23 protein-coding genes are annotated in these 21,305 nt (G+C 60.6%); 5 read left to right on the top strand and 18 right to left on the bottom strand.

Going from position 1 to position 21,305, the window contains the following annotated elements; genetic code table 11:
• The first annotated feature begins 58 nt into the window (after positions 1–58).
• The 3 genes from yfcG (at position 59) to ACJ8M3_RS00840 (ending at position 2,102) form a co-directional block, all read left to right on the top strand.
• Positions 59–688 (top strand): GSH-dependent disulfide bond oxidoreductase, encoded by a 630-nt coding sequence (yfcG, locus tag ACJ8M3_RS00850; RefSeq protein ID WP_016926886.1) that lies wholly within the window; start codon positions 59–61, stop codon positions 686–688.
• Between the two features lie 111 nt (positions 689–799).
• A complete protein-coding gene (gene folX, locus ACJ8M3_RS00845) occupies positions 800–1,171 on the top strand; it encodes a dihydroneopterin triphosphate 2'-epimerase (protein WP_025303682.1) in 372 nt (123 codons plus the stop codon).
• Positions 1,172–1,187: 16 nt separating this feature from the next.
• Positions 1,188–2,102 carry a TIGR01777 family oxidoreductase gene (locus ACJ8M3_RS00840; protein WP_089197267.1) on the top strand — a complete coding sequence of 305 codons (915 nt, stop codon included), beginning with the start codon at positions 1,188–1,190 and terminating at the stop codon, positions 2,100–2,102.
• Between the two features lie 7 nt (positions 2,103–2,109).
• Here the strand turns inward: ACJ8M3_RS00840 and hisP are convergent, their stop codons facing one another.
• The 15 genes from hisP to ACJ8M3_RS00765 all read right to left on the bottom strand — a co-directional run bounded on the left by hisP (position 2,110) and on the right by ACJ8M3_RS00765 (position 16,431).
• Positions 2,110–2,883 (bottom strand): histidine ABC transporter ATP-binding protein HisP, encoded by a 774-nt coding sequence (gene hisP / locus ACJ8M3_RS00835; protein ID WP_004936098.1) that lies wholly within the window; start codon positions 2,881–2,883, stop codon positions 2,110–2,112.
• Between the two features lie 21 nt (positions 2,884–2,904).
• The gene (locus ACJ8M3_RS00830; RefSeq protein WP_033643875.1) at positions 2,905–3,609 is read right to left on the bottom strand and encodes an ABC transporter permease; all 705 of its coding nucleotides are present in this window, start codon (positions 3,607–3,609) and stop codon (positions 2,905–2,907) included.
• Positions 3,606–4,292 (bottom strand): histidine ABC transporter permease HisQ, encoded by a 687-nt coding sequence (locus tag ACJ8M3_RS00825; protein WP_033635345.1) that lies wholly within the window; start codon positions 4,290–4,292, stop codon positions 3,606–3,608. Before ACJ8M3_RS00825 ends, ACJ8M3_RS00830 begins: the two co-directional genes overlap by 4 nt.
• A gap of 82 nt (positions 4,293–4,374) precedes the next feature.
• Positions 4,375–5,157, bottom strand: a complete 783-nt coding sequence (gene hisJ, locus ACJ8M3_RS00820) for a histidine ABC transporter substrate-binding protein HisJ (protein WP_033643876.1) — start codon at positions 5,155–5,157, stop codon at positions 4,375–4,377.
• A gap of 304 nt (positions 5,158–5,461) precedes the next feature.
• Positions 5,462–6,034: a UbiX family flavin prenyltransferase gene (locus ACJ8M3_RS00815; RefSeq protein WP_033643877.1), complete on the bottom strand. Its 573-nt coding sequence runs from the start codon at positions 6,032–6,034 to the stop codon at positions 5,462–5,464.
• Positions 6,035–6,174: 140 nt separating this feature from the next.
• Complete coding sequence (purF, locus tag ACJ8M3_RS00810; protein ID WP_033632500.1) at positions 6,175–7,692, bottom strand: amidophosphoribosyltransferase; 1,518 nt, start codon at positions 7,690–7,692, stop codon at positions 6,175–6,177.
• Between the two features lie 21 nt (positions 7,693–7,713).
• On the bottom strand, positions 7,714–8,214 hold the full coding sequence (gene cvpA / locus ACJ8M3_RS00805) for a colicin V production protein (RefSeq protein ID WP_004936119.1): 501 nt from the start codon (positions 8,212–8,214) through the stop codon (positions 7,714–7,716).
• A 234-nt stretch (positions 8,215–8,448) separates the two neighbouring features.
• On the bottom strand, positions 8,449–9,201 hold the full coding sequence (dedD, locus tag ACJ8M3_RS00800) for a cell division protein DedD (RefSeq protein ID WP_033643878.1): 753 nt from the start codon (positions 9,199–9,201) through the stop codon (positions 8,449–8,451).
• A complete protein-coding gene (gene folC / locus ACJ8M3_RS00795; protein ID WP_033643879.1) occupies positions 9,202–10,467 on the bottom strand; it encodes a bifunctional tetrahydrofolate synthase/dihydrofolate synthase in 1,266 nt (421 codons plus the stop codon). It abuts the gene before it with no gap.
• A 191-nt stretch (positions 10,468–10,658) separates the two neighbouring features.
• A complete protein-coding gene (accD, locus tag ACJ8M3_RS00790; RefSeq protein ID WP_033643880.1) occupies positions 10,659–11,567 on the bottom strand; it encodes an acetyl-CoA carboxylase, carboxyltransferase subunit beta in 909 nt (302 codons plus the stop codon).
• A 232-nt stretch (positions 11,568–11,799) separates the two neighbouring features.
• Positions 11,800–12,462 (bottom strand): DedA family protein, encoded by a 663-nt coding sequence (locus ACJ8M3_RS00785; RefSeq protein ID WP_004936130.1) that lies wholly within the window; start codon positions 12,460–12,462, stop codon positions 11,800–11,802.
• A 78-nt stretch (positions 12,463–12,540) separates the two neighbouring features.
• Positions 12,541–13,362: a tRNA pseudouridine(38-40) synthase TruA gene (gene truA / locus ACJ8M3_RS00780; RefSeq protein ID WP_046687554.1), complete on the bottom strand. Its 822-nt coding sequence runs from the start codon at positions 13,360–13,362 to the stop codon at positions 12,541–12,543.
• Entirely contained in the window at positions 13,362–14,372 is a 1,011-nt protein-coding gene (locus tag ACJ8M3_RS00775; protein WP_033643883.1) for an aspartate-semialdehyde dehydrogenase, read from the bottom strand. The genes truA and ACJ8M3_RS00775 overlap by 1 nt, the downstream gene beginning before the upstream one ends.
• Positions 14,373–14,482: 110 nt before the next feature.
• Positions 14,483–15,604: a 4-phosphoerythronate dehydrogenase PdxB gene (gene pdxB, locus ACJ8M3_RS00770; RefSeq protein ID WP_033651952.1), complete on the bottom strand. Its 1,122-nt coding sequence runs from the start codon at positions 15,602–15,604 to the stop codon at positions 14,483–14,485.
• 53 nt (positions 15,605–15,657) lie between these two features.
• Complete coding sequence (locus ACJ8M3_RS00765) at positions 15,658–16,431, bottom strand: AraC family transcriptional regulator (RefSeq protein WP_033643885.1); 774 nt, start codon at positions 16,429–16,431, stop codon at positions 15,658–15,660.
• Between the two features lie 117 nt (positions 16,432–16,548).
• Between ACJ8M3_RS00765 and ACJ8M3_RS00760 the strand changes: the two genes are divergently transcribed.
• Positions 16,549–17,469 carry a DMT family transporter gene (locus ACJ8M3_RS00760; protein WP_046687555.1) on the top strand — a complete coding sequence of 307 codons (921 nt, stop codon included), beginning with the start codon at positions 16,549–16,551 and terminating at the stop codon, positions 17,467–17,469.
• Here ACJ8M3_RS00760 and ACJ8M3_RS00755 read toward each other — a convergent pair.
• The 3 genes from ACJ8M3_RS00755 to ACJ8M3_RS00745 form a co-directional block, all read right to left on the bottom strand.
• Positions 17,466–18,884 carry a sensor histidine kinase gene (locus tag ACJ8M3_RS00755; protein ID WP_033651954.1) on the bottom strand — a complete coding sequence of 473 codons (1,419 nt, stop codon included), beginning with the start codon at positions 18,882–18,884 and terminating at the stop codon, positions 17,466–17,468. The genes ACJ8M3_RS00760 and ACJ8M3_RS00755 overlap by 4 nt on opposite strands.
• Positions 18,871–19,545, bottom strand: a complete 675-nt coding sequence (tctD, locus tag ACJ8M3_RS00750; protein WP_033643888.1) for a transcriptional regulator TctD — start codon at positions 19,543–19,545, stop codon at positions 18,871–18,873. The genes ACJ8M3_RS00755 and tctD overlap by 14 nt, the downstream gene beginning before the upstream one ends.
• A 167-nt stretch (positions 19,546–19,712) precedes the next feature.
• A complete protein-coding gene (locus ACJ8M3_RS00745) occupies positions 19,713–20,042 on the bottom strand; it encodes a hypothetical protein (RefSeq protein ID WP_033643889.1) in 330 nt (109 codons plus the stop codon).
• Positions 20,043–20,316: 274 nt separating this feature from the next.
• On the opposite strand from ACJ8M3_RS00745, the gene ACJ8M3_RS00740 reads away from it, so the two are divergent.
• Positions 20,317–21,297 (top strand): Bug family tripartite tricarboxylate transporter substrate binding protein, encoded by a 981-nt coding sequence (locus tag ACJ8M3_RS00740; protein WP_033643890.1) that lies wholly within the window; start codon positions 20,317–20,319, stop codon positions 21,295–21,297.
• Positions 21,298–21,305: the final 8 nt, after the last annotated feature.

Genomic DNA, 21,305 nt, shown 5'->3' with positions numbered 1-21,305 from the left:
CGGCGAAGACCGCAGCAACGTGTAATGAATTACAGATCACCTTACCGCAGGAGGCAACATGATTGACCTGTATTACGCGCCTACTCCCAATGGTCACAAGATCACCTTGTTTTTGGAAGAGGTCGGCTTACCCTACCGTATCCATCGCGTAAACATCAGCGCCGGCGAGCAGTTCAAGCCGGACTTTCTGAGCATTTCTCCCAACAACAAAATCCCGGCGATCGTCGATCAGCAACCGGTGGACGGCGGCGCGCCGATCAGCCTGTTCGAATCCGGGGAAATCCTGCTGTATCTGGCGGAGAAGACCGGCAAGCTGCTGAGCAAGGGCCTGCGCGAACGCGCCGCTACCCTGCAGTGGCTGTTCTGGCAAGTGGCCGGATTCGGGCCGATGCTCGGGCAGAATCACCACTTTAACCACTACGCGCCGCAGCCGGTGCCTTACGCCATCGAGCGTTACCATCTGGAGACCAAGCGGCTGTACGGCGTGCTGGAAGCTGAACTGCAAAAACACCCGTACCTGGGCGGCGATAACTACAGCATCGCCGATATCGCCACCTACCCGTGGGTCGTGTCGCATCCGCGCCAGCGCATCGATCTGGCGGATTACCCGGCGGTGCGCAACTGGTTCGAGCGCATCAGCAATCGCCCGGCGACCGAGCGCGCCTACAAACTGGCCGAACAAGCCTAAGTGCCTCCCCCGACTCCCCGTCGGCCGGGGAGTCACATTGTCCCTGCGTTATCATTTCCCTACTTTCCGTGTATTCTGAACGCTAATAATCAGACCTATGGAGAATCTCTGATGTCTTTCAGTCAACCCGACGCCGTTATTCGCATTAAAAATCTGCGGCTGCGCACGTTCATCGGTATCAAGGAAGAGGAAATCAACAACCGACAGGACGTCCTGATCAACGTGGTGATCCACTACCCGGCGGACAAGGCGCGCAACAGCGAAGATATCGCCGATGCGCTCAACTACCGCACCATCACCAAAGCGATCATCCGCCATGTGGAAGATAACCGTTTCGCGTTGCTGGAAAAATTAACGCAGGATGTGCTCGATATCGTAAAAGAACACGCCTGGGTGACCTATGCTGAAGTGGAGATAGATAAACTTCTGGCCCTGCGCTACGCCGACTCGGTTTCCATGACCATGAGCTACCGCCGGGACTAATTCAGGGAGGTCGACCATGCGGATCCTGATCACCGGCGCAACGGGATTGATAGGCAGCAGCCTGACGGCAAGACTGCTGGCGCTTTCTTACCACATTACGGTGCTGACCCGAGACGAACGGCGAGCCCGAGCCCGGCTGGGCGACCGGCCGAGCTATTGGCGAACGCTGGACGACCGGCAATCGCTGGATGAATTTGACGCGGTGATCAACCTGGCCGGCGAACCTATCGCCGACAAGCGCTGGAGCGCGCAGCAGAAAGAGCGGCTGTGCCGCAGCCGCTGGGATCTGACCGAACGCTTGGCGAAGCTGATCAAGGCCGGCAGCACGCCCCCCGGCGTGCTGATTTCCGGTTCCGCCGTCGGCTACTACGGCGATCAGGGGCAGGCGGTGGTGACCGAAGAGGAGCCGCCGCACGACGAATTCACCCACCAGCTGTGTCAACGCTGGGAAGCGCTGGCGCTGCAGGCGCAAAGCGACGCCACCCGCATCTGCCTGCTGCGCACCGGTGTGGTGCTGGCGCCACAGGGCGGCGCGCTGGCCAAAATGCTGCCGCCGTTCCGCTTCGGGCTCGGCGGCCCGATCGGCGACGGTCGCCAATACCTGCCGTGGATCCACCTCGAAGACATGGTCAACGGCATTATTTATCTGCTGGATCACGCCACCCTGACCGGCCCGTTCAACATGGTCGCTCCCTACCCGGTGCACAACGAGCAATTCGCCGCCCAATTGGCCAACGTGCTCGATCGCCCGGCGTTTCTGCGGGTGCCGGCGTTCGTCATGCGGCTGTTGATGGGGGAAGCGGCGGTGCTGGTGCTCGGCGGCCAGCGGGCGGTGCCGAAGCGCCTGGAAGAGGCCGGTTTCCACTTCCGTTATCTGGAGCTGGAACAGGCATTGGATGACGTTGTCAATCAGCGGGCCGAAGCCCGCTGATCTGAGGTTACTTCAACGCGCCGGACAGGAACTGCTGCAGGCGCGGGCTTTTGGGATTGCCGAACAGCTCGGCCGGCGGGCCCTGCTCTTCGATCAACCCTTTGTGCAGGAAGATCACGTGGTTCGAAACGTGGCGCGCAAATTCCATTTCGTGCGTCACCACCACCATGGTTTTTCCCTCCTCCGCCAGCTTCTGCATGATGCGCAGCACCTCGCCCACCAACTCGGGATCCAGCGCCGACGTCGGTTCGTCAAACAGCAGCACCTCCGGCTCCATCGCCAATGCGCGGGCAATGGAGACGCGCTGCTGCTGGCCGCCCGACAGGTGCACCGGGTACTTGCCGCGCGCCCGCTCGTCTATGCCCACTTTATCCAGGTAGCGCACCGCGCGCTCGTGCGCGTCGGCCTTGCTCAGCCCCAGCACCTGCACCGGCGCCTCCATCACGTTCTCCAGCACCGTCATATGGCTCCACAGGTTAAAATGCTGGAACACCATGGTCAGGCGGGTGCGCAGCAGCTGCAGCTGCTTCTTGTCGAATACCTTCAGCTGGCCGTCCTTGTCGCGCACCATGCGAATATCTTCGTTGTTCAGGCTGATCGAGCCTTCGCTCGGCTTCTCGAGGAAGTTGATGCAGCGCAGAAAGGTGCTTTTGCCGGAGCCGGAGGAGCCGATGATGCTGATCACATCCCCGGCGTTGGCCGCCAGCGAGACGCCCTTCAGCACCTCGTGATCGCCATAGCGTTTGTGCAGTTCCGTGACGGCTAATTTATTCTCAGACATGGTTTTTCTTCCCGTCATTTATCAGTGACTAACGTGTGCCATCCAGCGTTTTTCAGCTTTGCGGAACAGGCTGATTAACACGTAGGAGATGATCAGGTACAACACCGCCGCAATGCCGAAAGCGTAAAACGGCTGATAGGTCGCGGCATTGATGTCGCGCGCAATCTTCAGCAGGTCCGGCACGGTGGCGGTAAACGCCAGCGCGGTGGAGTGCAGCATCAGGATCACTTCGTTGCTGTAGGCCGGCAGCGCGGTGCGCAGCGCCGAAGGCAAAATGATGCAGCGATACATCTTGAAGCGCGAGAAACCGTAAGCGTTGGCGGCCTCGATTTCACCGTGCGGCACCGAGCGGATCGCCCCGGCGAAGATCTCGGTGGTATACGCGCAGGTGTTGAGCGTCAGCGCCAGGATGGTGCAGTTGAGCCCGCTGCGGAAAAACGCGTTGAGAAACTCGCTGCCGCGCACGATTTCCAGGCTGTACATGCCGGAGTAGAACACCAGCAACTGCACGTACAGCGGCGTGCCGCGAAACACGTAGGTGTAGAGCCACACCGGGAAACGCACCCAGCGAAGGGAAGAGACGCGCGCCACCGCCATCGGGATCGCCAGCAACCCGCCCATCACCACGGAGGCGATCAGCAGCCACAGCGTGACCGCCACGCCGGTGAAACGGTAGCCATCGCTCCACAGCAGCGACTGCCAATACTGTTGCAAAATCTCGATCATAGCTCGGCCCTCTTGACGCCCAGTGAGTAACGCCGTTCAAGCCACAACAGCACGCCGTTGGAAACGGTAGTGAAAATCAGGTAAACCACGCCGGCTACGATGGCGAAGAAGAACGGCTGATAGGTGCCTTTCCCCGCCAACTGCGTGGCTTTCACCACGTCGTTCAGGCCAAGGATAGACACCAGCGCCGTTGCCTTCAGGATCACCTGCCAGTTGTTGCCGATGCCCGGCAAGGCGAAGCGCATCATCGCCGGGAACAAAATGCGCCGAAAGATCTGCGCGCCGCTGAAGCCGTAGGCCGTCGCCGCCTCAATCTGCCCTTTCGGCACCGCCAAGTAGGCGCCGCGGAAGGTTTCGGTAAAGTACGCGCCGTAAATAAAGCCGAGGGTAATGATGCCGGCGCCGAGCGGGTCAATATCGATCTGCGAGAAACCGAGCAGCGTGGTGATGTTGTTCAAGGCGATTTGCAGGCCATAAAAAATCAGCAGCATCAGCACCAGATCGGGCACGCCGCGGATCAGCGTGGTGTAAGCGCCGAACAGGCCGGAAATAAGGGGGTTGTGGGAGAGTTTGCCGCCGGCGCCGATCAACCCGATCACCACCGCCAACAATACGGAACTGAGGGCCAACTCCAGCGTCACCAGAGCCCCCTCGAAAATCAGTTGGGAATAGCCTTGCAGCATCTACTTCACCCTGTCGTCTAGGATCCGAACCATCGGAGCCGGCGCACCGGCCCCGCAGTCACAGCATGGAACGGTTAGCGGATTAGCCGCCGTAGACGTCGAAGTCGAAGTACTTTTTCGCGTATTTATCGTAGGTGCCGTCTTTGCGCATCTCGGCGAAGGCTTTGTCCAGCGCCGCTTTCAGCTCGGTATCGGTTTTGCGCAGCCCCATGCCGGTGCCGACGCCAAAGAATTTGTCATCCTTCACCGATTCGCCGGCGAACGCATAGTCTTTGCCCGGCGGCTGTTTCAGGAAGCCATCGCTGCCCGCCACTTCATCCTGGAAGGCGGCGTCGATGCGCCCGGAGGCCAGATCGGCGTAGACCAGATCCTGGTTCTGATAAGGCACCACGGTGACGCCCTTCGGCTGCCACATGGCGTTGGCGTAGGCTTCCTGGGTCGTGCCCTGCAGCACACCCACGCTCTTGCCTTTCAACGCATCCACGGTAGGCAACAGCTTAGACCCCTTCGGCGCGATCAGGCGGGCGTTGGCGGCATACAGCTTGTCGGTAAAGGCGATTTCCTGCTGGCGTTTTTCGGTGATGGACAGCGAAGAGATGATAGCGTCGATCTTTTTCGCCTTGAGGGATGGGATCAGCGCGTCAAAGTCGCTCTCCACGAAGGTGCATTGGGTATTTATGCGTTTGCACAGCTCTTTGGCCAAATCGATATCGAAGCCGACCAGCTCGCCTTTGGCGTTTTTGGATTCAAACGGCGCATAAGTCGGATCGGTGCCAATCTTCAATGTCGATGGGATAGCGGCGAATGCGCTGTTTGCGGCCGCCAAAGCCAAGACTAAAGGAAGAACCTTAACCAGCTTTTTCATAAATTACCCTCAAATTGATTTTTTTGATGCCACTACGGGCATTACTTTTCCCCACCAAATCAATTTGCAGTAATCGTGCCACATTAGGTGCTACGGGCGGAGGGAACGGCTCCGGCCTTCACAATACTGTTTCCTGGGACGATAACCGCAAAATTAAATCGGCCGCTCGGGGCCGCGCCACTGGCAGCCGCGACAGGACGGCGCCATGAAACAGTGAACGTGATGAAGTGGGATCATTATGGTGCATGCGCCGCCCTAATTCAGTGCGGTGTTGCACAAATGTACCAATTTGGGGATAAAAATGTTAATCAGCACCCTGCCAACGGGTGAACAGATCGGCCGGCAATTCGATATCAAACTGATCGATCACCCGATTGACGGTCTGATCGATGATGTCTTCCACGCTTTTCGGCTGGTGATAAAACGCCGGCACCGGGGGCATGATCACCGCGCCCATTTCCACCGCCTGCGTCATCAGCCGCAGGTGCCCAAGGTGCAACGGCGTTTCACGCACGCACAATACCAGGCGGCGGCGTTCTTTCAGCACCACGTCGGCGGCGCGGGTCAGCAGTCCGTCGCTGTAGCTGTTGACGATGCCGGACAGCGTTTTGACTGAACAAGGCAAAATCGCCATGCCCAGGGTTTTGAAGGAACCGGAAGAGATGGCGGCGGCGATATCGCGCGCATCGTGAACCACATCGGCCAGCGCCTGCACTTCACGCAGACTGTACGGCGTTTCCAGCGCCAGCGTCTGCCTTGCAGCGTTGCTCATCACCAGATGGGTTTCCACCTCTGCGACGTCGCGCAAGACCTGCAACAGGCGCACGCCGTAGATCGCGCCGCTGGCGCCGGAAATGCCGATGATGAGTCGTTTCATGAAGAATGGCCTCTGCCGTAAAAAAGTAAAAAATAAGATCAGGCAGACTTTGCCGCAATGGCGAGGGATAAGCAAGTTCACAGGAGCAAGGCGCACCGCCGCAGACGCGGCGATGCCCCCTGATGGATCAACGCAGGCGGTTAGCCTTCGTTATGCAGTTCCAGATTTTCCGCTTCGGTTTGTCCCCGCAGCGCCTTGGCGTCGTCGTTGCGCAGCGACTCCAGGTATTCCAGATAGCTTTGATCGACGTCTTTGGTCACGTAGATGCCGTTGAATACCGAGCATTCGAACTGGGTGATGTCCGGGTTTTCTTCACGCACCGCTTCGATCAGATCGTCGAGGTCCTGGAAGATCAGCCCATCGGCGCCGATGATTTGGCGGATTTCATCCACTTCGCGCCCGTGGGCGATCAGTTCGTTGGCGCTCGGCATGTCGATGCCGTAGACGTTAGGGAAACGCACTTCCGGCGCGGCGGAAGCCAGGTACACGCGCTTGGCGCCCGCTTCGCGCGCCATCTCGACGATCTGCTCTGAGGTCGTGCCGCGCACGATGGAATCATCCACCAGCAGCACGTTCTTGTCGCGGAACTCGGCGCGGTTGGCGTTCAGCTTGCGGCGCACCGACTGACGACGCGCCTGCTGGCCCGGCATGATGAAGGTGCGGCCGACGTAGCGGTTCTTCACAAAGCCCTGGCGGTAGGGTTTGTCGAGAATGCGCGCGATCTCCAACGCGATGTCGCAGGAGGTTTCCGGAATCGGGATCACCACGTCGATGTCCAGATCTTCCCATTCGCGGGCAATCTTCTCGCCCAGCTTCTGGCCCATGCGTACGCGGGCGCTGTAGACCGAGATCTTGTCCATAAAGGAGTCCGGGCGCGCGAAATAGACGTATTCGAACAGGCACGGATTGGTTTTCGGATTCTCTGCGCACTGGCGGGTGAACAGCTGGCCTTTGGTGGTGATGTACACCGCTTCGCCCGGCGCCACGTCGCGCAGGAATTCAAAGCCCAGGGTATCCAGCGCCACGCTCTCGGAAGCCACCATATACTCGCTGCGGCCATCTTCCAGCGTGCGTTTGCCGATCACCAGCGGACGAATGCCGTACGGGTCGCGGAACGCCAGCAGGCCGTGGCCGATAATCATCGCCACGCAGGCGTAAGCGCCACGCAGTTGCTGATGCATGGCGGCAACCGCGGTAAAGATGTTGTCGGCCTCCAGCGGATAATGCGGGAAGCGATCCAGCTCGCTGGCCAGCACGTTCAGCAGGATTTCCGAGTCGGAGGTGGTGTTGACATGGCGGCGGCCGCTTTCGAACAACTTTTGGCGCAGCTCATGGGCATTGGTCAGGTTGCCGTTGTGGGCCAGCGTAATGCCGAACGGCGAGTTGACGTAGAAAGGCTGGGCCTCAGAGGCGCTCGAGCTGCCGGCCGTCGGGTAACGCACATGGCCAATGCCCATGTTGCCCTGCAAGCGTTGCATATGGCGCGCCTCAAATACATCCTTCACCAGGCCGTTGGCTTTACGCAAACGGAACCCGTTGTGGGCGTCAATGGTGACGATGCCTGCGGCATCTTGGCCACGGTGCTGAAGCACCGTCAGCGCATCATAAATCGACTGGTTTACCGGCATAAAACCGGCGATACCGACAATACCGCACATGTTGTCTTTTCCTCATCAGCGCTACCGCCCCGGCAATTGGGTCGGCAAGAAACTCGACGTGCTCTGCAGGTAGTCAAAGAACCACCTGATGACGTAACTGAACTGGGGAATCAGCTGCGACTGTTTCCAGTCGGCACTTTGTGAAAAGCCGGTAAAGGTATCCAGGAAGAACAGGATCGCCGCAACGATCAACACGCCGCGCAATGCGCCGAAGCAGATGCCCAGCACCCTGTCGGTGCCCGACAGCCCGGTTTTCTCTACCAGTGAGCTAATCACATAGTTAACAATAGCCCCTACGATCAGGGTCGCGATGAACAAAATCGCGATCGCGATGCCGTTTCGCACCAGTTCATCTTCAAAACGAGTGAAATAGACCGCAAGGTAAGAGTAGAAATGGCTGGCAACAAAAAACGCACATCCCCATGTCACAAGTGACAATGCTTCGCGAACAAACCCTCGGATCAGGCTCACCAGAGCCGAAAATCCAATCACCGCTATAATGACGTAATCAATCCAGACCATGAACTATTCCAATGATGAATCGCCCCTGCATCCAATTCGCGGCGAATTCTAACAGAAAAAGAAAACGTTTGCGTAGGGGATTTCCTACCACGTTACAAATAAAAAGCGGCGATTAAAAAATTCCCAATCGCCGCGCCTACATAGGTGATTTCGCCTGTAAAAAGCGCGGTTTCTCTAGCGATCTCTCCACCACTCCTTAATTCAGGGGCGCATCCTGCTGCGCCCCTGCGGGGTTTAACGACCGTACGGCTTCACCTGCCCGCTCAGCCCGCTGATCGAGTTCAGCGACGGCAATGCCGCCTGCAGCTTCTGCTTGGAAGCATCCGGGCCGACGTAAATGCGGGTGATCTGCCCTTGCACCGGCGTTGACGGCACGGTGAAGGCGCGATAGCCCGAAAGACGCAGCGAAGCGACAATCTCGTTCGCCTTGGCGGCATTCTTCAACGCCCCGAGCTGCACGACATAGGCTTGCCCGGCCGGCGCTTTTTCTTCCGCCGGTTTCGGCTGCGGTGCCGGCTCAGGCTTCGGCGTCGGTTCAGGTTTCGGCTCCGGCTTTGGCGTCGGTTTCACTTCCACCGGCTTCGGCTGCGGCGCCGGTTTCGGTTTCACCTCTACCGGTTTGGTTTCCACCGGTTTCGGCTTAGGCTGCTGCTGCACCGGCTGAGGACGCGTCTCGACCGGCGGCGGCGCCACCTGCGTCGGTTGCTGAGCATTCTGTCGCACCGCCTGTTGCGCCGCCGCTTCGTTGGCCGCCTGCTGCTCGACCAGCGCCCCCGCCCCTTCCGGCGGCTGCGCCGGCAACGGCTGCGTCACCGGCGGCAACACGTCGTTCTCTTCGACGTCGCCCGCCTTCGGCACCAAAGGAATGGCCGCGAATTCATCCTCGTAATGCTTCTTTTTGCCGTCCAGCAACCCTGGCAGGATGATCACCCCCAGCGCCACCAGAATCACGGTTCCGACCAGTCGGTTCTGAAATTTACTCGCCACTCACACTCCCCGCATCTCGTCTGACGCCGCCATCACCTGCGCAACGGTGTGGAACGATCCACAGACGATCACAATATCCTGTTTATCAGCATCCTGCATAGCCTGCCGCCAGGCAGTTTCGACATCATTAAAGCGTCGCGGTTCCGCCAGATGTTGCGCCAGCAGTTCGACGCTGGCGCCGCGCGGGCCGTCGAGCGGTGCGCAGTACCATTCATCCACCTGCTCGCTCAGGCAGGCCAGCGTACCGGCGATGTCCTTGTCCGACAGCATGCCCACTACCGCGCGCACCTTGCCGCCGTCGCGCGGCAGCTTGGCCAGACGCCCGGCGAGATAGCCGGCGGCGTGCGGGTTGTGCGCCACATCGAGGATCAGCATCGGCTCCCGCCGCACGATCTGGAAACGCCCCGGCAGCGTCGCCTGCTGCAGCCCGGTGAAGATCGCGCGCTCGTCGATTTCCAGCGGGGAACAGTTCAGCGCCGCCAGCGCGGTAGCGGCGTTGGCCAGCGGCACGTTCGGCGTCGGCAGATCGGTCAGCAGCGTGTCGCCGCCCTGCCACTGCCAGCGATCGCCCTGCTCGCTGAAACTCCAGGCTTCACCGCGGCGATACAGCGGCGCGCCCAGCGTTTCGGCGACCTGGCGAATGCTGTCCGGCATGTCGGGTTCGCCCACTACCGCCGGCTTGCCGCTGCGGAAAATGCCGGCCTTTTCACGGCCGATGCTTTCGCGATCGTTGCCCAGCCAGTCGGTGTGATCGAGCGCGATGCTGGTGATCACCGCCACGCTCGGATCGACGATGTTGGTGGCGTCGAGACGTCCGCCCAGGCCGACTTCCAGGATCACCACGTCCAGCCGCGCCTGTTTGAACAGCTGCAGCGCCGACAGGGTGCCGAATTCGAAATAGGTCAGCGACGTTTCGCCGCGGCCGGCTTCAATGGCGGCAAACGAGCGGCTGTGCTCCGCTTCGCTCAGTTCTTCCCCCTGAATGCGCACGCGCTCGGTGTAGCGCACCAGATGCGGTGAGCTGTAAACGCCGACGCGCAGGCCGGCGGCCAGCAGAATAGCTTCAAGGGTGCGACAGGTCGTGCCTTTGCCGTTAGTGCCGGCAACGGTGAACACCGTGGGAGCGGGGGTCAGTAAGTCCAGATGCGCCGCGACGCGCTGTACGCGCTCGAGGCCGAGTTCGATCGCCTGGCTGTGCAGACGTTCCAGATAGTAAAGCCACGAGCTCAATGGCGACGTGGCTTGGGGAATTTGGTGGTTTTGCATGAGTCCCATCACTGAACTTGGGTTCATTAATCCATCAGGGCACCACCCTCACCGCGGTAAAGGCGATGCGCTTCGTCACTGCCGCCCACCTGCAAACCGCAACGTCATAGGCCGCGGCCGGCAGGGAACGGGCATCAGCCGTCACTTAGCCACAAAGTGGCGGCTGAACCCGGGCGGGATCCGTCTTTGCCTCAGGCGTCGGCCTGCTGCTCCGGCTCAATGACCGGCGCGGCCTCATCGAAATGCGGCTGCGGCTGGTTGGTCAGCTTGGACAGAATGCTCGCCAGCGTTTGGCGCATTTCCGGGCGGCGAACGATCATATCGATCGCGCCTTTTTCGATCAGGAACTCGCTGCGCTGGAAGCCCGGCGGCAGTTTCTCGCGCACGGTCTGCTCGATCACGCGCGGGCCGGCAAAGCCGATCAGCGCTTTCGGCTCGGCGATGTTGATGTCGCCCAGCATCGCCAGGCTGGCGGAGACGCCGCCCATGGTCGGGTCGGTCAGCACGGAGATGTACGGCAAGCCGCGCTCCTGCATTTTGGCCAACGCCGCGCTGGTTTTCGCCATCTGCATCAGCGACATCAGCGCCTCCTGCATGCGCGCGCCGCCGCTGGCGGAGAAGCACACCAGCGGACAGTTGTCCTCCAGCGCCTGCTCAACCGCACGCACGAAACGCGCGCCAACCACGGAAGACATCGAACCGCCGATGAAGGCGAATTCAAAGGACGCCGCGACGATCGGCATGCCGTACAGCGTGCCCTTCATCACCACCAGCGCATCTTTCTCGCCGGTCGCTTTCTGTGCGGCGACCAGACGATCTTTATAGCGCTTGGAATCCTTGAATTTCAGAACGTCTTTCGGCTCCAGATCGCTGCCCAGCTCCACTTCGCTGCCTTCATCCAGCAGGGTATGCAGACGCGCGCGCGCGCTCATACGCATATGGTGGTCGCACTTCGGACACACTTCCAGATTACGCTCCAGCTCGGCGCGGTAGAGAACCTGGCCGCAGCTGTCGCATTTGGTCCAGACCCCTTCAGGAATGCTCGCCTTACGGGTTTGTGTGATATTGCTCTTGTTAAGAATTCGTTCAATCCAGCTCATCGATGACCTTTCTGTTTGAACCTGGCACACGCCAGTCCGCTGTTCATGCTTTAACAATCCCCCTGAAAACACCCCCAATGAAAAAATGCCCGTTCGCCGCGCGGCAAGCGCGCGACCGAGGCATCGGCTTCAGGGTTGTTCGCAGGAACAGACCATAATGTCGCTCATTAAACCATATCGGCCCGACGCTGTGGACAAAAAACTGGTCGAACCGACAGGTTGAGCGATGTTTTTATTGTTTTTGCTGGCGGGCGGCGGCGCGCTTGTGGCGCCAAATTTCAATCACGCCCGGCAGAATCGAAACGATGATGATCCCGACGATCAGCAGTTTCAGGTTCTCCTGCACCACCGGCAGATCGCCGAACAGGTAGCCAGCATAAGTGAAGAGCAGCACCCAAACCAGTGCGCCAATCACGTTGTAGGCGGCGAAGTGGCGATAGGACATATGCCCCATGCCGGCGACGAACGGCGCAAAAGTACGCACGATCGGCACGAATCGCGCCAGAATAATCGTTTTCCCGCCGTGCTTCTCATAAAACTGATGCGTTTTATCCAGGTAGCTGCGGCGGAAGATTTTCGAATTCGGGTTGCTGAACAGCTTCTCGCCGAACAACCGCCCGATAGTGTAGTTCACCGCATCGCCGATGATCGCCGCCACGGCCATCAACGCCACCATGGTGTGCACGTTCAGGTCGTTGGTCGGCAAAGCCGCCAGCGCGCCGGCGACGAACAGCAAAGAATCCCCCGGCAGGAACGGCGTCACCACCAAACCGGTCTCGCAAAACAGGATCAGGAACAGAATAGCGTAGACCCACATGCCGTATTGTGCGACCAGTTCGGCCAGGTGCACATCAATATGCAGAATGAAATCAATAATAAACTTGATGATGTCCATAAATTCTCTCATTGATACCGGGCGTTTCAATCACCCGGCAGAAGCACAAGGGAGCGACGCTTTCAGGCGTGCCGGCGTTTAATCGTCGGGTAAAAACAGCGGCCCCATCGGCGGCCGCGGGATGCCAAAGTGGTCGGGATAGTCCACGGAAACCAGATACAGCCCCTCGGCTCGCGCCGTCGCCGCCGCCAGATTGCGATCCTTCAGCGCCAGCAGCTCGGCCATCCAGTTCTCATCCTGATTGCCGCAGCCGATCTCCATCAGGCTGCCGACGATGTTGCGAACCATGTGATGCACGAAGGCATTCGCCTTGATATCTACCACAATATATTCGCCGTAGCGCGTAACCTTAACGTGTTTTACGCAGCGCCACGGGGTGCGCGACTGGCATTGCACCGCGCGAAACGAGGTAAAGTCGTTCTCGCCCAGCAATGCCTGCGCCGCCCGATGCATGCGGTCCGCGTCCAGCGGGTGATAAAAATGCGTCACCCCCTGTTGCAACACCGCCGGCCGGTAGCGATGGTTGAAAATAATATAGCGGTAACGGCGCGCGGTGGCGCTGAAACGCGCGTGAAAATCATCGGCGACGGGGCTCACCCAGCGCACCGCGATGTCCGGCGGCAAATGGGTGTTGACGCCCATCGTCCAGGCGGCGTCCTTGCGGCGCGCGGTGGTTTCAAAGTGCACCACCTGCCCGGTGGCGTGCACCCCGGCGTCGGTGCGCCCGGCGCACAGCACGTTGATCGGCGCATCCGCCACCTTGCTCAACGCCTGCTCCAGCCGTTCCTGCACGCTGGCCACTTCTTGCTGCCGCTGCCAGCCGTAGTAATGGCTGCCGTCATATTCGATGCCCAGCGCTACCTTCAGCGTCGGCTGAGCGGGCGAGACCACCTCAGACATCAGTACATCTGCTCCTGCACCAGACGCTCGGCGGTTTCGATCGCCATCAACGCGCCGCCGAAGCGGACGTTGTCCGCCACCGTCCAGAACTGCAACAGCTCGGGGATGCCGTAATCGTTGCGCAGACACCCGATACTGAGCGCATCGCTGCCGGAAGCTTCGGTGACCTGAGTCGGGTAATCATCCTCTTCACTCAGTTGAACGTCTTCGACCTCTTCAAGCTCGCTGCGCGCCTCTTCGGCGGACAGCGGACGCAGCGCTTCCAGATGCACGACCTGGGCGTGGCCATAAAACACCGGCGACTGGATGCAGCTCACCGAAATCGGCAACCCTTCGTCCTGCAGCACCTTGCGCACCTGATCGACGATCAGGCGTTCTTCGCGCACGCTGCCCTGCTCGTCGGCGACAAGCGGCAGCATATTAAACGCCAGCTGTTTAGTGAAAACGCCTTCTTCGGCCGGGATGCCGTTCAACAGCCGCGCGCTCTGGCCGGCCAGATCGTCCACCGCCGCCTTGCCGCGCGAGGATACCGACATCAGCGTCGTGACGTGCAGGCGCGACAGCCCCGCCTGTTCGGTCAGCGGTTTGATCGCCGTCAGCAGTTGGCTGACCATGCTGTCGGCCACCGCGACGATGTTGCGGTTGCGGTAATCCGCCAGCACCTGCGGGTTAACGCCAGGCACCACCAGCGGCACATCCGGTTCCATGGCGAACAGGCCGCTAGTGTCGATCACCAGACAGCCCATGTTGCCGGCCTCTTCGGCATAGCGCGCTGAAGCGTCGCTGCCGGCGACGAAGAAGGCCAGCTGCGCCTGCGACCAATCGAACTCTTCGGCGTTTTGCACCAGAAGAGACTTGCCGTTGAAGCGCACATTGGCGCCCGCACTGCGTTCGCTTGCCAGAGGATAGAGCTCACCCACCGGGAACTGGCGTTCCTGCAACAATTCCAGCAACGCTTCACCTACCGCGCCAGTGGCGCCGAGCAGCGCGATATTCCAGCCGTCAGACATTGGGTTTTCTCCAGAGTATTTCATTCATAAAAGCAGACGGGCAGTGCAGTCACCGCCCGATAATCTTTGCCGCTCACTGTAGCGGCGTTGGCTTAAGACAACCTTACGCGCTACGCGATGCTGAAGCCCAACTTGCCGAGCAGCTCGGCGCTGGCGCTGTCATCGCATTGCACGGCCAGCGAAGACCACTCGCGGCGTTCCTGGTAGTGCTTGCGCAGGCGATCGAACTCGCCCGGTTGCCCGGCGACTTTGCGCAGCGGCGCATCATCGCGGCGCACATCATACACCAAGTGCATCAATCGTTTTAACCGCGCTTCATCCAGCGGGCCGTTGAGACGGATCTGGCTGAACTCCGGCACCGGCAGCAGCGAGGCCAGCGCCACCTGTTGCGGCTGCCCCAGATGGCGGCTGAACGCTTCGAACACCTGGGTGGTGCCGCGCGCCTTGCCTTCCAGCGTATACCCGGCGATGTGCGCGGTGCCGATATCCACCCGCGCCAACAGCGGCAAGGCGAGATCCGGCTCCGGTTCCCACACGTCCAGCACCGTGCTCAGCTTTTTGCCTTTTTCCAGCGCCTGCAGCAACGCGGCGTTATCCACCACCGGCCCACGACAGGCGTTGATCAGAATGCGATTGTCCGGCAACGCCGCCAGCAGCTCGGCGTCCGCCAGGTGCAATGAATGATACGGGCCGGATTTATTCAGCGGCGTATGGAAGGTCAGCACGTCGGCCTCGGCCACCAATTTCTCCAGTGGCCAGAATTCCCCGGCGTCGCCGCGATCGGCGCGCGGTGGATCGCACAGTAGCGTGCGCACGCCCAGCGCTTTGAGGCGCGCGTCCAGACGCGAACCGACGTTGCCCACGCCGACGATGCCGACGGTTTTATCCCGCAATTGGAAGCCATCGCGCTCGGCCAGCAGCATCAATGCGGAGAACACATACTCGACCACCGCGATGGCGTTGCAGCCCGGCGCGGCGGAAAACCCGATGCCCTGCCGTTGCAGCCAGGCGTCATCGACGTGATCGGTGCCGGCGGTAGCGGTGCCGACAAAGCCGATGCGGCTGCCGGCCAACAAGGCTTCATTGACCTTGGTGACCGAACGCACCATCAGCGCGTCGGCATCCGCCAGCGCCTCAAGCGGGATCGGACGCCCCGGCACCGCCCGCACGTCGCCCAGGCGGCTGAACAGCTCGGCCGCATACGGCATATTTTCATCAACCAGAATTTTCACTGCGTTCTCCGACGGTTTACGGCTATTTGTCTGCGAAATAGTGTGCCACTGAATCAGGCACGGCGAAAGCGCTCAGGGGTGGTGCCGGCGATCTGCTGGAACATGACGATAAAGGCCGACGCGGAGCTGTAACCGACCTCCAGCGCCACGTCCTGCACGGTTTTGCCCTGTTCGAGCAGCGACACGGCGTGCAGGAACCGCAGGCGCTGGCGCCATTCGCTGAACGGCATGCCCAAATCCTGCTGGCAGCGGCGAGACAGCGTGCGCTCGGTGGTGTATACCCGCTTCGCCCACGTCGCCAGCGAAGTGTTGTCCGCCGGGCAATGTTCCAGCGCTTCCAGCACCGGCGCCAAAAACTTGTCGTCCGACGACGGCAGATAGGTTTGCTGGCGCGGCGACAGATGCAGTTGGTCGATCAGCACCTGGCAGAGGCGCAAATCCGCCTCCGCCTGCGGAATGTACTGTTTACGCGCATAGAAATCCTCGGCGATGGCGCGAAAGATCGGCGTCACATTGACCAGGCAAGGATCGGCCGGCATGCCGGCGCACAGCGCCGGCGCGATGTCCACCATGCGGCACTGCGCCAGCCGCTGGTTGTAACAGGAGTGTTCGATGCCCGCCGGCGTCCACAGCACGTACTCCGGCGGCGCCAGAAAGCGCTGCCCGCCGATGCGCAGCACCATCACCCCGGCTTTGACCCACATCAATTGGCCCCAGGTATGGCTGTGCGGCTGGAATTCGGTGCGGACGTTGAACTCCTCGCAACGAAACTGCACCGGGTTTGGCGCCGGGATCAGCGACTCGGGGAAATGGCGGATTTCTGGCATGGTTTCGTCTCGTGATTTGTCTTATTTACGCCGATTTTTGTCTGAATATCGTTATATATGATAAACCGGACACGCGTAGACTAGCCAGCATGTTGGACGCTATTGAGAATAATTGTCATGAATATGCTTTTCCCCCTGCTGGCCGTGCTGATTTGGTCGATTAACGCCGTCGTCAGCAAACTCTCCGCCACCGCCATCGATCCGGCAGCCATCTCGCTCTACCGCTGGCTGCTGGCGCTGATCGCCCTGACGCCGTTTGTGCTGCCGGGCGTGCTTCGCAACTGGGCGCAGGTGCGCGCCAACTGGTGGAAGCTGATGATCCTCGGCTTGCTCGGCATGGTGCTGTATCAAAGCCTGGCCTATTACGCGGCGCACAGCGTCAGCGCGCTGTTTATGGGCATCATCGTGTCGCTGATCCCACTGCTGACCATCCTGATCAGCATCGTACTGCTGCGCATTGCGCCGACCGTCGGCGTGCTGCTCGGCAGCATTCTCTCCTTCTGCGGTTTGATCTGGCTGGTCAGCGGCGGTCAGCCCGGCGCGCTGTTGCAGCACGGTATCGGCAAAGGGGAATTGATGATGCTGCTCGCCACCGCCTCTTACGCGCTGTATGGCGTGTTGACCAAACGCTGGGCCATCGCGCTGCCGAACTGGCAATCGCTCTACGTGCAGATCCTGTTCGGCGTGCTGTTGCTGCTGCCGAATTTCCTGATGGCGAAGGATGTCGGCTTGAACGGCCATAACCTGCCGCTGGTGCTGTTCGCCGGCATTCCGGCCTCGATCATCGCGCCGTACCTGTGGATCCAGGGCGTCCTGCGCCTGGGCGCCAACACCACCTCGATCTTCATGAACCTGGCGCCGGTGTTTACCGCCGCTATCGCGGTACTGTTCCTGCATGAACAATTGCACGGTTACCACCTGATCGGCGGCGGCATCACCCTGCTGGGCGTGATCCTGTCGCAGCGGCTGCGCACGCCGCTGACGCGTAAAGCCAAAGCCCCGGCGGCAGGCGCAGATTCCTGCAAAGAACAGGCCTAAGCCAGCAACCTGAAACGCACCCGCACCAACAGGCCGCCCAGCGCGGCGGAGCTCAACAGCTCCGGGCGGGTGCCGTGATACGCGGTGATGTCCTTCACCAACGCCAATCCCAAACCGGCGCCCGGCTGATCGCCCACGTTGTCCAAACGATGAAACGGCTGCAGCGCCAACGCCTTGTCCTGCAAGGCGATGCCCGGGCCGCTGTCTTCTATCTCCAGCACCCCTTCCCCCGTAGCCTTGTCCCGCGTAAGGCGGGCGGTCACCACGCCCTGACGCGGCGTGTATTTCAGCGCGTTGTCCAGCAGATTGGCACACAGCTCGGCCAACAGCAGCGGCTCCCCCGCGACCTGACATGCCGCTTCACCCTCGAAACCGAGATCGATCTGTTTGCTGCGCGCCTGCGGCAAGCGAGAGAAACAGGCGTCGCGCAGCACCTGCGCCAAATTGACCGGCTGCAGCTTGCGATCGGCGCTGTGCTCGCTGGCTTTCAGGCGCGAGAGGTGCAGCAGACGGTCGGTGAGCGCCACGGTGTTATCCAGCGTCGCGCTCATCGCCTGCAGACTTTCGCGCCACTGCTGCGGCCGATCGCTGGCCAGCGCCACCCCGACCTGGGTCTTCAGCACCGCCAGCGGGGTGCGCAGCTGGTGAGAGGCGTCGGCGCTGAAGCGTTCCTGACGCGCCACCATCAGCCGCAGCCGTTCGATGTAACGATTAAAGGCCACCAGCAGCGGCTGCATCTCCGACCAGGGAAGAACCCGCGGCAAAGGCGTCAGTTCGCCCGGATCGCGCCGCAGCATGATGCCGGAGAGTTTACGCATCGGCTTCAACACCCGCTTGAGCAGCGCGAACGCCAGGATCAGGGTCAACACCACCACCGTGCCCTGGCTCAACAGCGCCGCGATCATCATCTGCCGCGCCAGGTAACGACGCGATTCCAGGGTTTCCGCCACCAGAATGGTCGCCATGCCGCTCACGCCCGACTCGTTGACCGGTTGAAACAGCGCCGCCACGCGGATCGGCCGGCCGAGGTATTCCGCATCGTAGAAATGCACCAATGCCGGATAGAGGGTGGAGCGTGGAATGTGGGGCGGCAACGACGGCAAGTCGTCATAGCCCGAGATGCTTTTCCCCTGCGGCGAGATCACCTCGTAATAGAGCTGATCGTTCATGTTGCGCTCGAAGCTGTCGAGCACCACATAGGGCACATCAACCGCCAGCTTGCCTTCGCGCACCACCAGCCGCTCCGCCACGGTACGCGCCGACGCCAACAACGTGCGATCGTAAGCCAGGGTGGCGGCGCTCATGGCGCTGAAATAGTGGGTGTAGATAGAGATGCCGCCCAACGCCAGCAGCGGCAGGCCAAAAAACAACAGCAGTTGGTAGAACAGCGAACGCGGCGCGTTAAACCACCGCATTGCACAGCTCCAGGCTGTAGCCCAAACCACGCAGCGTGACGATCGCCACGTCGCTGCCCTGCAGCTTTTTCCGCAAACGGTGTACGTATAGCTCAATGCTCTCCGGATTGGCCTCGTCAGACAGCGTAAACACCTGCTCAAACAGCTGCTGCTTGGCCACCGGGCGGCCGCGCCGGTGCATCAGCGCGGTCAGCACCGCCAGCTCGCGCGGCGTCAGCGCCAGCGGTTTGCTCTCCAGCAGGAAATAACCTTCGTCATGATAGGTCAACGCGCCGTATTGCAACGCCGGCTGCGCGGCGCCGACGCTGCGGCGCAGCAACGCCCGAATGCGCGCCTCCAGCTCGTCCAGTTCGAACGGTTTGGTCAGGTAGTCGTCCGCCCCTAGATTCAGGCCTTTCACCCGGTCGGTCACGTCGGTGCGCGCCGTCAGCAACAGCACCGGCAGATCCTGCCCGCGCTTGCGCAGGCGCGCCAGCAAATCGAGACCGTTCAGACGCGGCAACGCCACATCCAGCACCGCCAGCGCATAGCGTTCATTAAGCAACAGGTGGTCGGCGGCCACGCCGTCCGGCGCGACGTCGACGGCAAATCCGGCGCCGGTCAGCGCCTTTTGCAACCAGTGAGACAGCTCGGGGTGATCTTCAACCAATAACAGTCGCATGTTCCCATTCCATTGATTTACCTGAACAACCAGACATCGATGCGGCGTCTGTTAACAGGTCGATAACAGAGAATGGCATGGAAAATAAGGGGATAAAAGAGCGCCGCGCCGCCAGTTTTGGGAGCTGGCACACAATTATGCGTACTGGGGCGCGCTCGTGTGACGCCTCAGATCAGCGTGATGGGGCTATCGGCGAGAGCAAGATCCAACACCGGACACAGCTTGTCGGCGGTAAACGGCGAAGAAACCAGCACGGAGCGGTTGTTGGCGGCAAACACCAGATCGATGCCGGTCACGCAGGCGGTCATCTGGCAAGCATACTTTTCACCGTCGGCGTTGACGAAATGCAACTCAAATACGCCAATCTCAGGGCGCAAGCGCTTCAAACGACACTGCCCGGCTTCTCCCGCCATCTCGGCGTAGACCTCTGGCAACCGTTTAATCGCACATACCTTGGCGCTGTCCCTGCCGCCAAACAATTTCCCTAACGAAAACATATCACTGCATCTCTATTCATTTTATTACAGATGATTTTAACGCGAACGACTATCGGCAATCCTGACATTACGCAGGGTTTTGGCCGGTTTTGCGCGCTGTTCTCTGCGCCCATTCTATGTTAGCGCACCCGCCGTTCGCTCGCGACAAGAGACCCTAATCACAGACTGGAAACTTTTCCGGCCACTGAAAGGTAAATGAAAGGTTGTTGTTTTAACAATTCCGCAACCGCATTCGGCGGGATTCACCATCAGACAATACCGAGGGTAAGTCACAATGAAAAAAATAATGACCCGCACCTTTACCGCCGCCGCCCTGTTGCTGGCGGTCTCTCAGGCCTTTGCCGTGGAAGCGCCCAAACGCACCGAATGCATTGCGCCGGCCAAACCCGGCGGCGGCTTCGATCTGACCTGCAAACTGATTCAGGTATCGCTGCAGGACACCAAGGCCATTGATAAACCGATGCGCGTCACCTATATGCCCGGCGGCGTCGGCGCGGTGGCCTACAACGCCATCGTCGCGCAACGCCCGGCGGAGTTCGGCACCGTAGTGGCCTTCTCCGGCGGTTCGCTGCTCAACCTGGCTCAGGGCAAGTTCGGCCGCTACAACGTGGACGACGTGAAATGGCTGGCGGCGGTCGGTACCGACTACGGCATGATCGCGGTGCGCGCCGACTCGCCTTACAAAACCTTGAAAGACTTGATGGACGCTTTCCAAAAAGATCCCAACAGCGTGGTGTTCGGCGCCGGCGCCTCGATCGGCAGCCAGGACTGGATGAAAACCGCGCTGCTGGCGCGCGAAGTCGGCGTGGATCCGCGCAAGATGCGCTACGTGGCGTTCGAGGGCGGCGGGGAACCGGTCACCGCGCTGCTGGGCAACCACATCCAGGCGGTATCCGGCGATCTGAGCGAAATGGTGCCTTACCTGCAGGGCGACAAGATCCGCGTGCTGGCGGTGTATGCCGAGCAACGTCTGCCGGGCCAGTTGGCCGATATTCCCACCGCCAAAGAGCAAGGATACAGCCTGGTGTGGCCGATCATTCGCGGCTTCTACGTCGGGCCGAAAGTCAGCGATGAAGAGTATCAGTGGTGGATCGACACCTTCCAGAAAATGATGGCGACCGACGAATTCAAGCAGCAGCGCGATCTGCGCGGCCTGTTCGAATTCAACCTGACCGGCAAAGAGCTGGACGCCTACGTGAAGAATCAGGTTGCCCAATACCGTGAGCAGGCGAAAGTGTTCGGCCTGGCCAAATAACCGCAGGG

Origin of the sequence: Serratia sp. CY55921, assembly GCF_052167655.1 — a bacterium.
GTDB classification, from domain to species: Bacteria; Pseudomonadota; Gammaproteobacteria; order Enterobacterales; family Enterobacteriaceae; genus Serratia; species Serratia ureilytica.
Note: the sequence above shows the minus strand (reverse complement) of the source record. Positions and strands in the feature narration are given on the sequence as shown.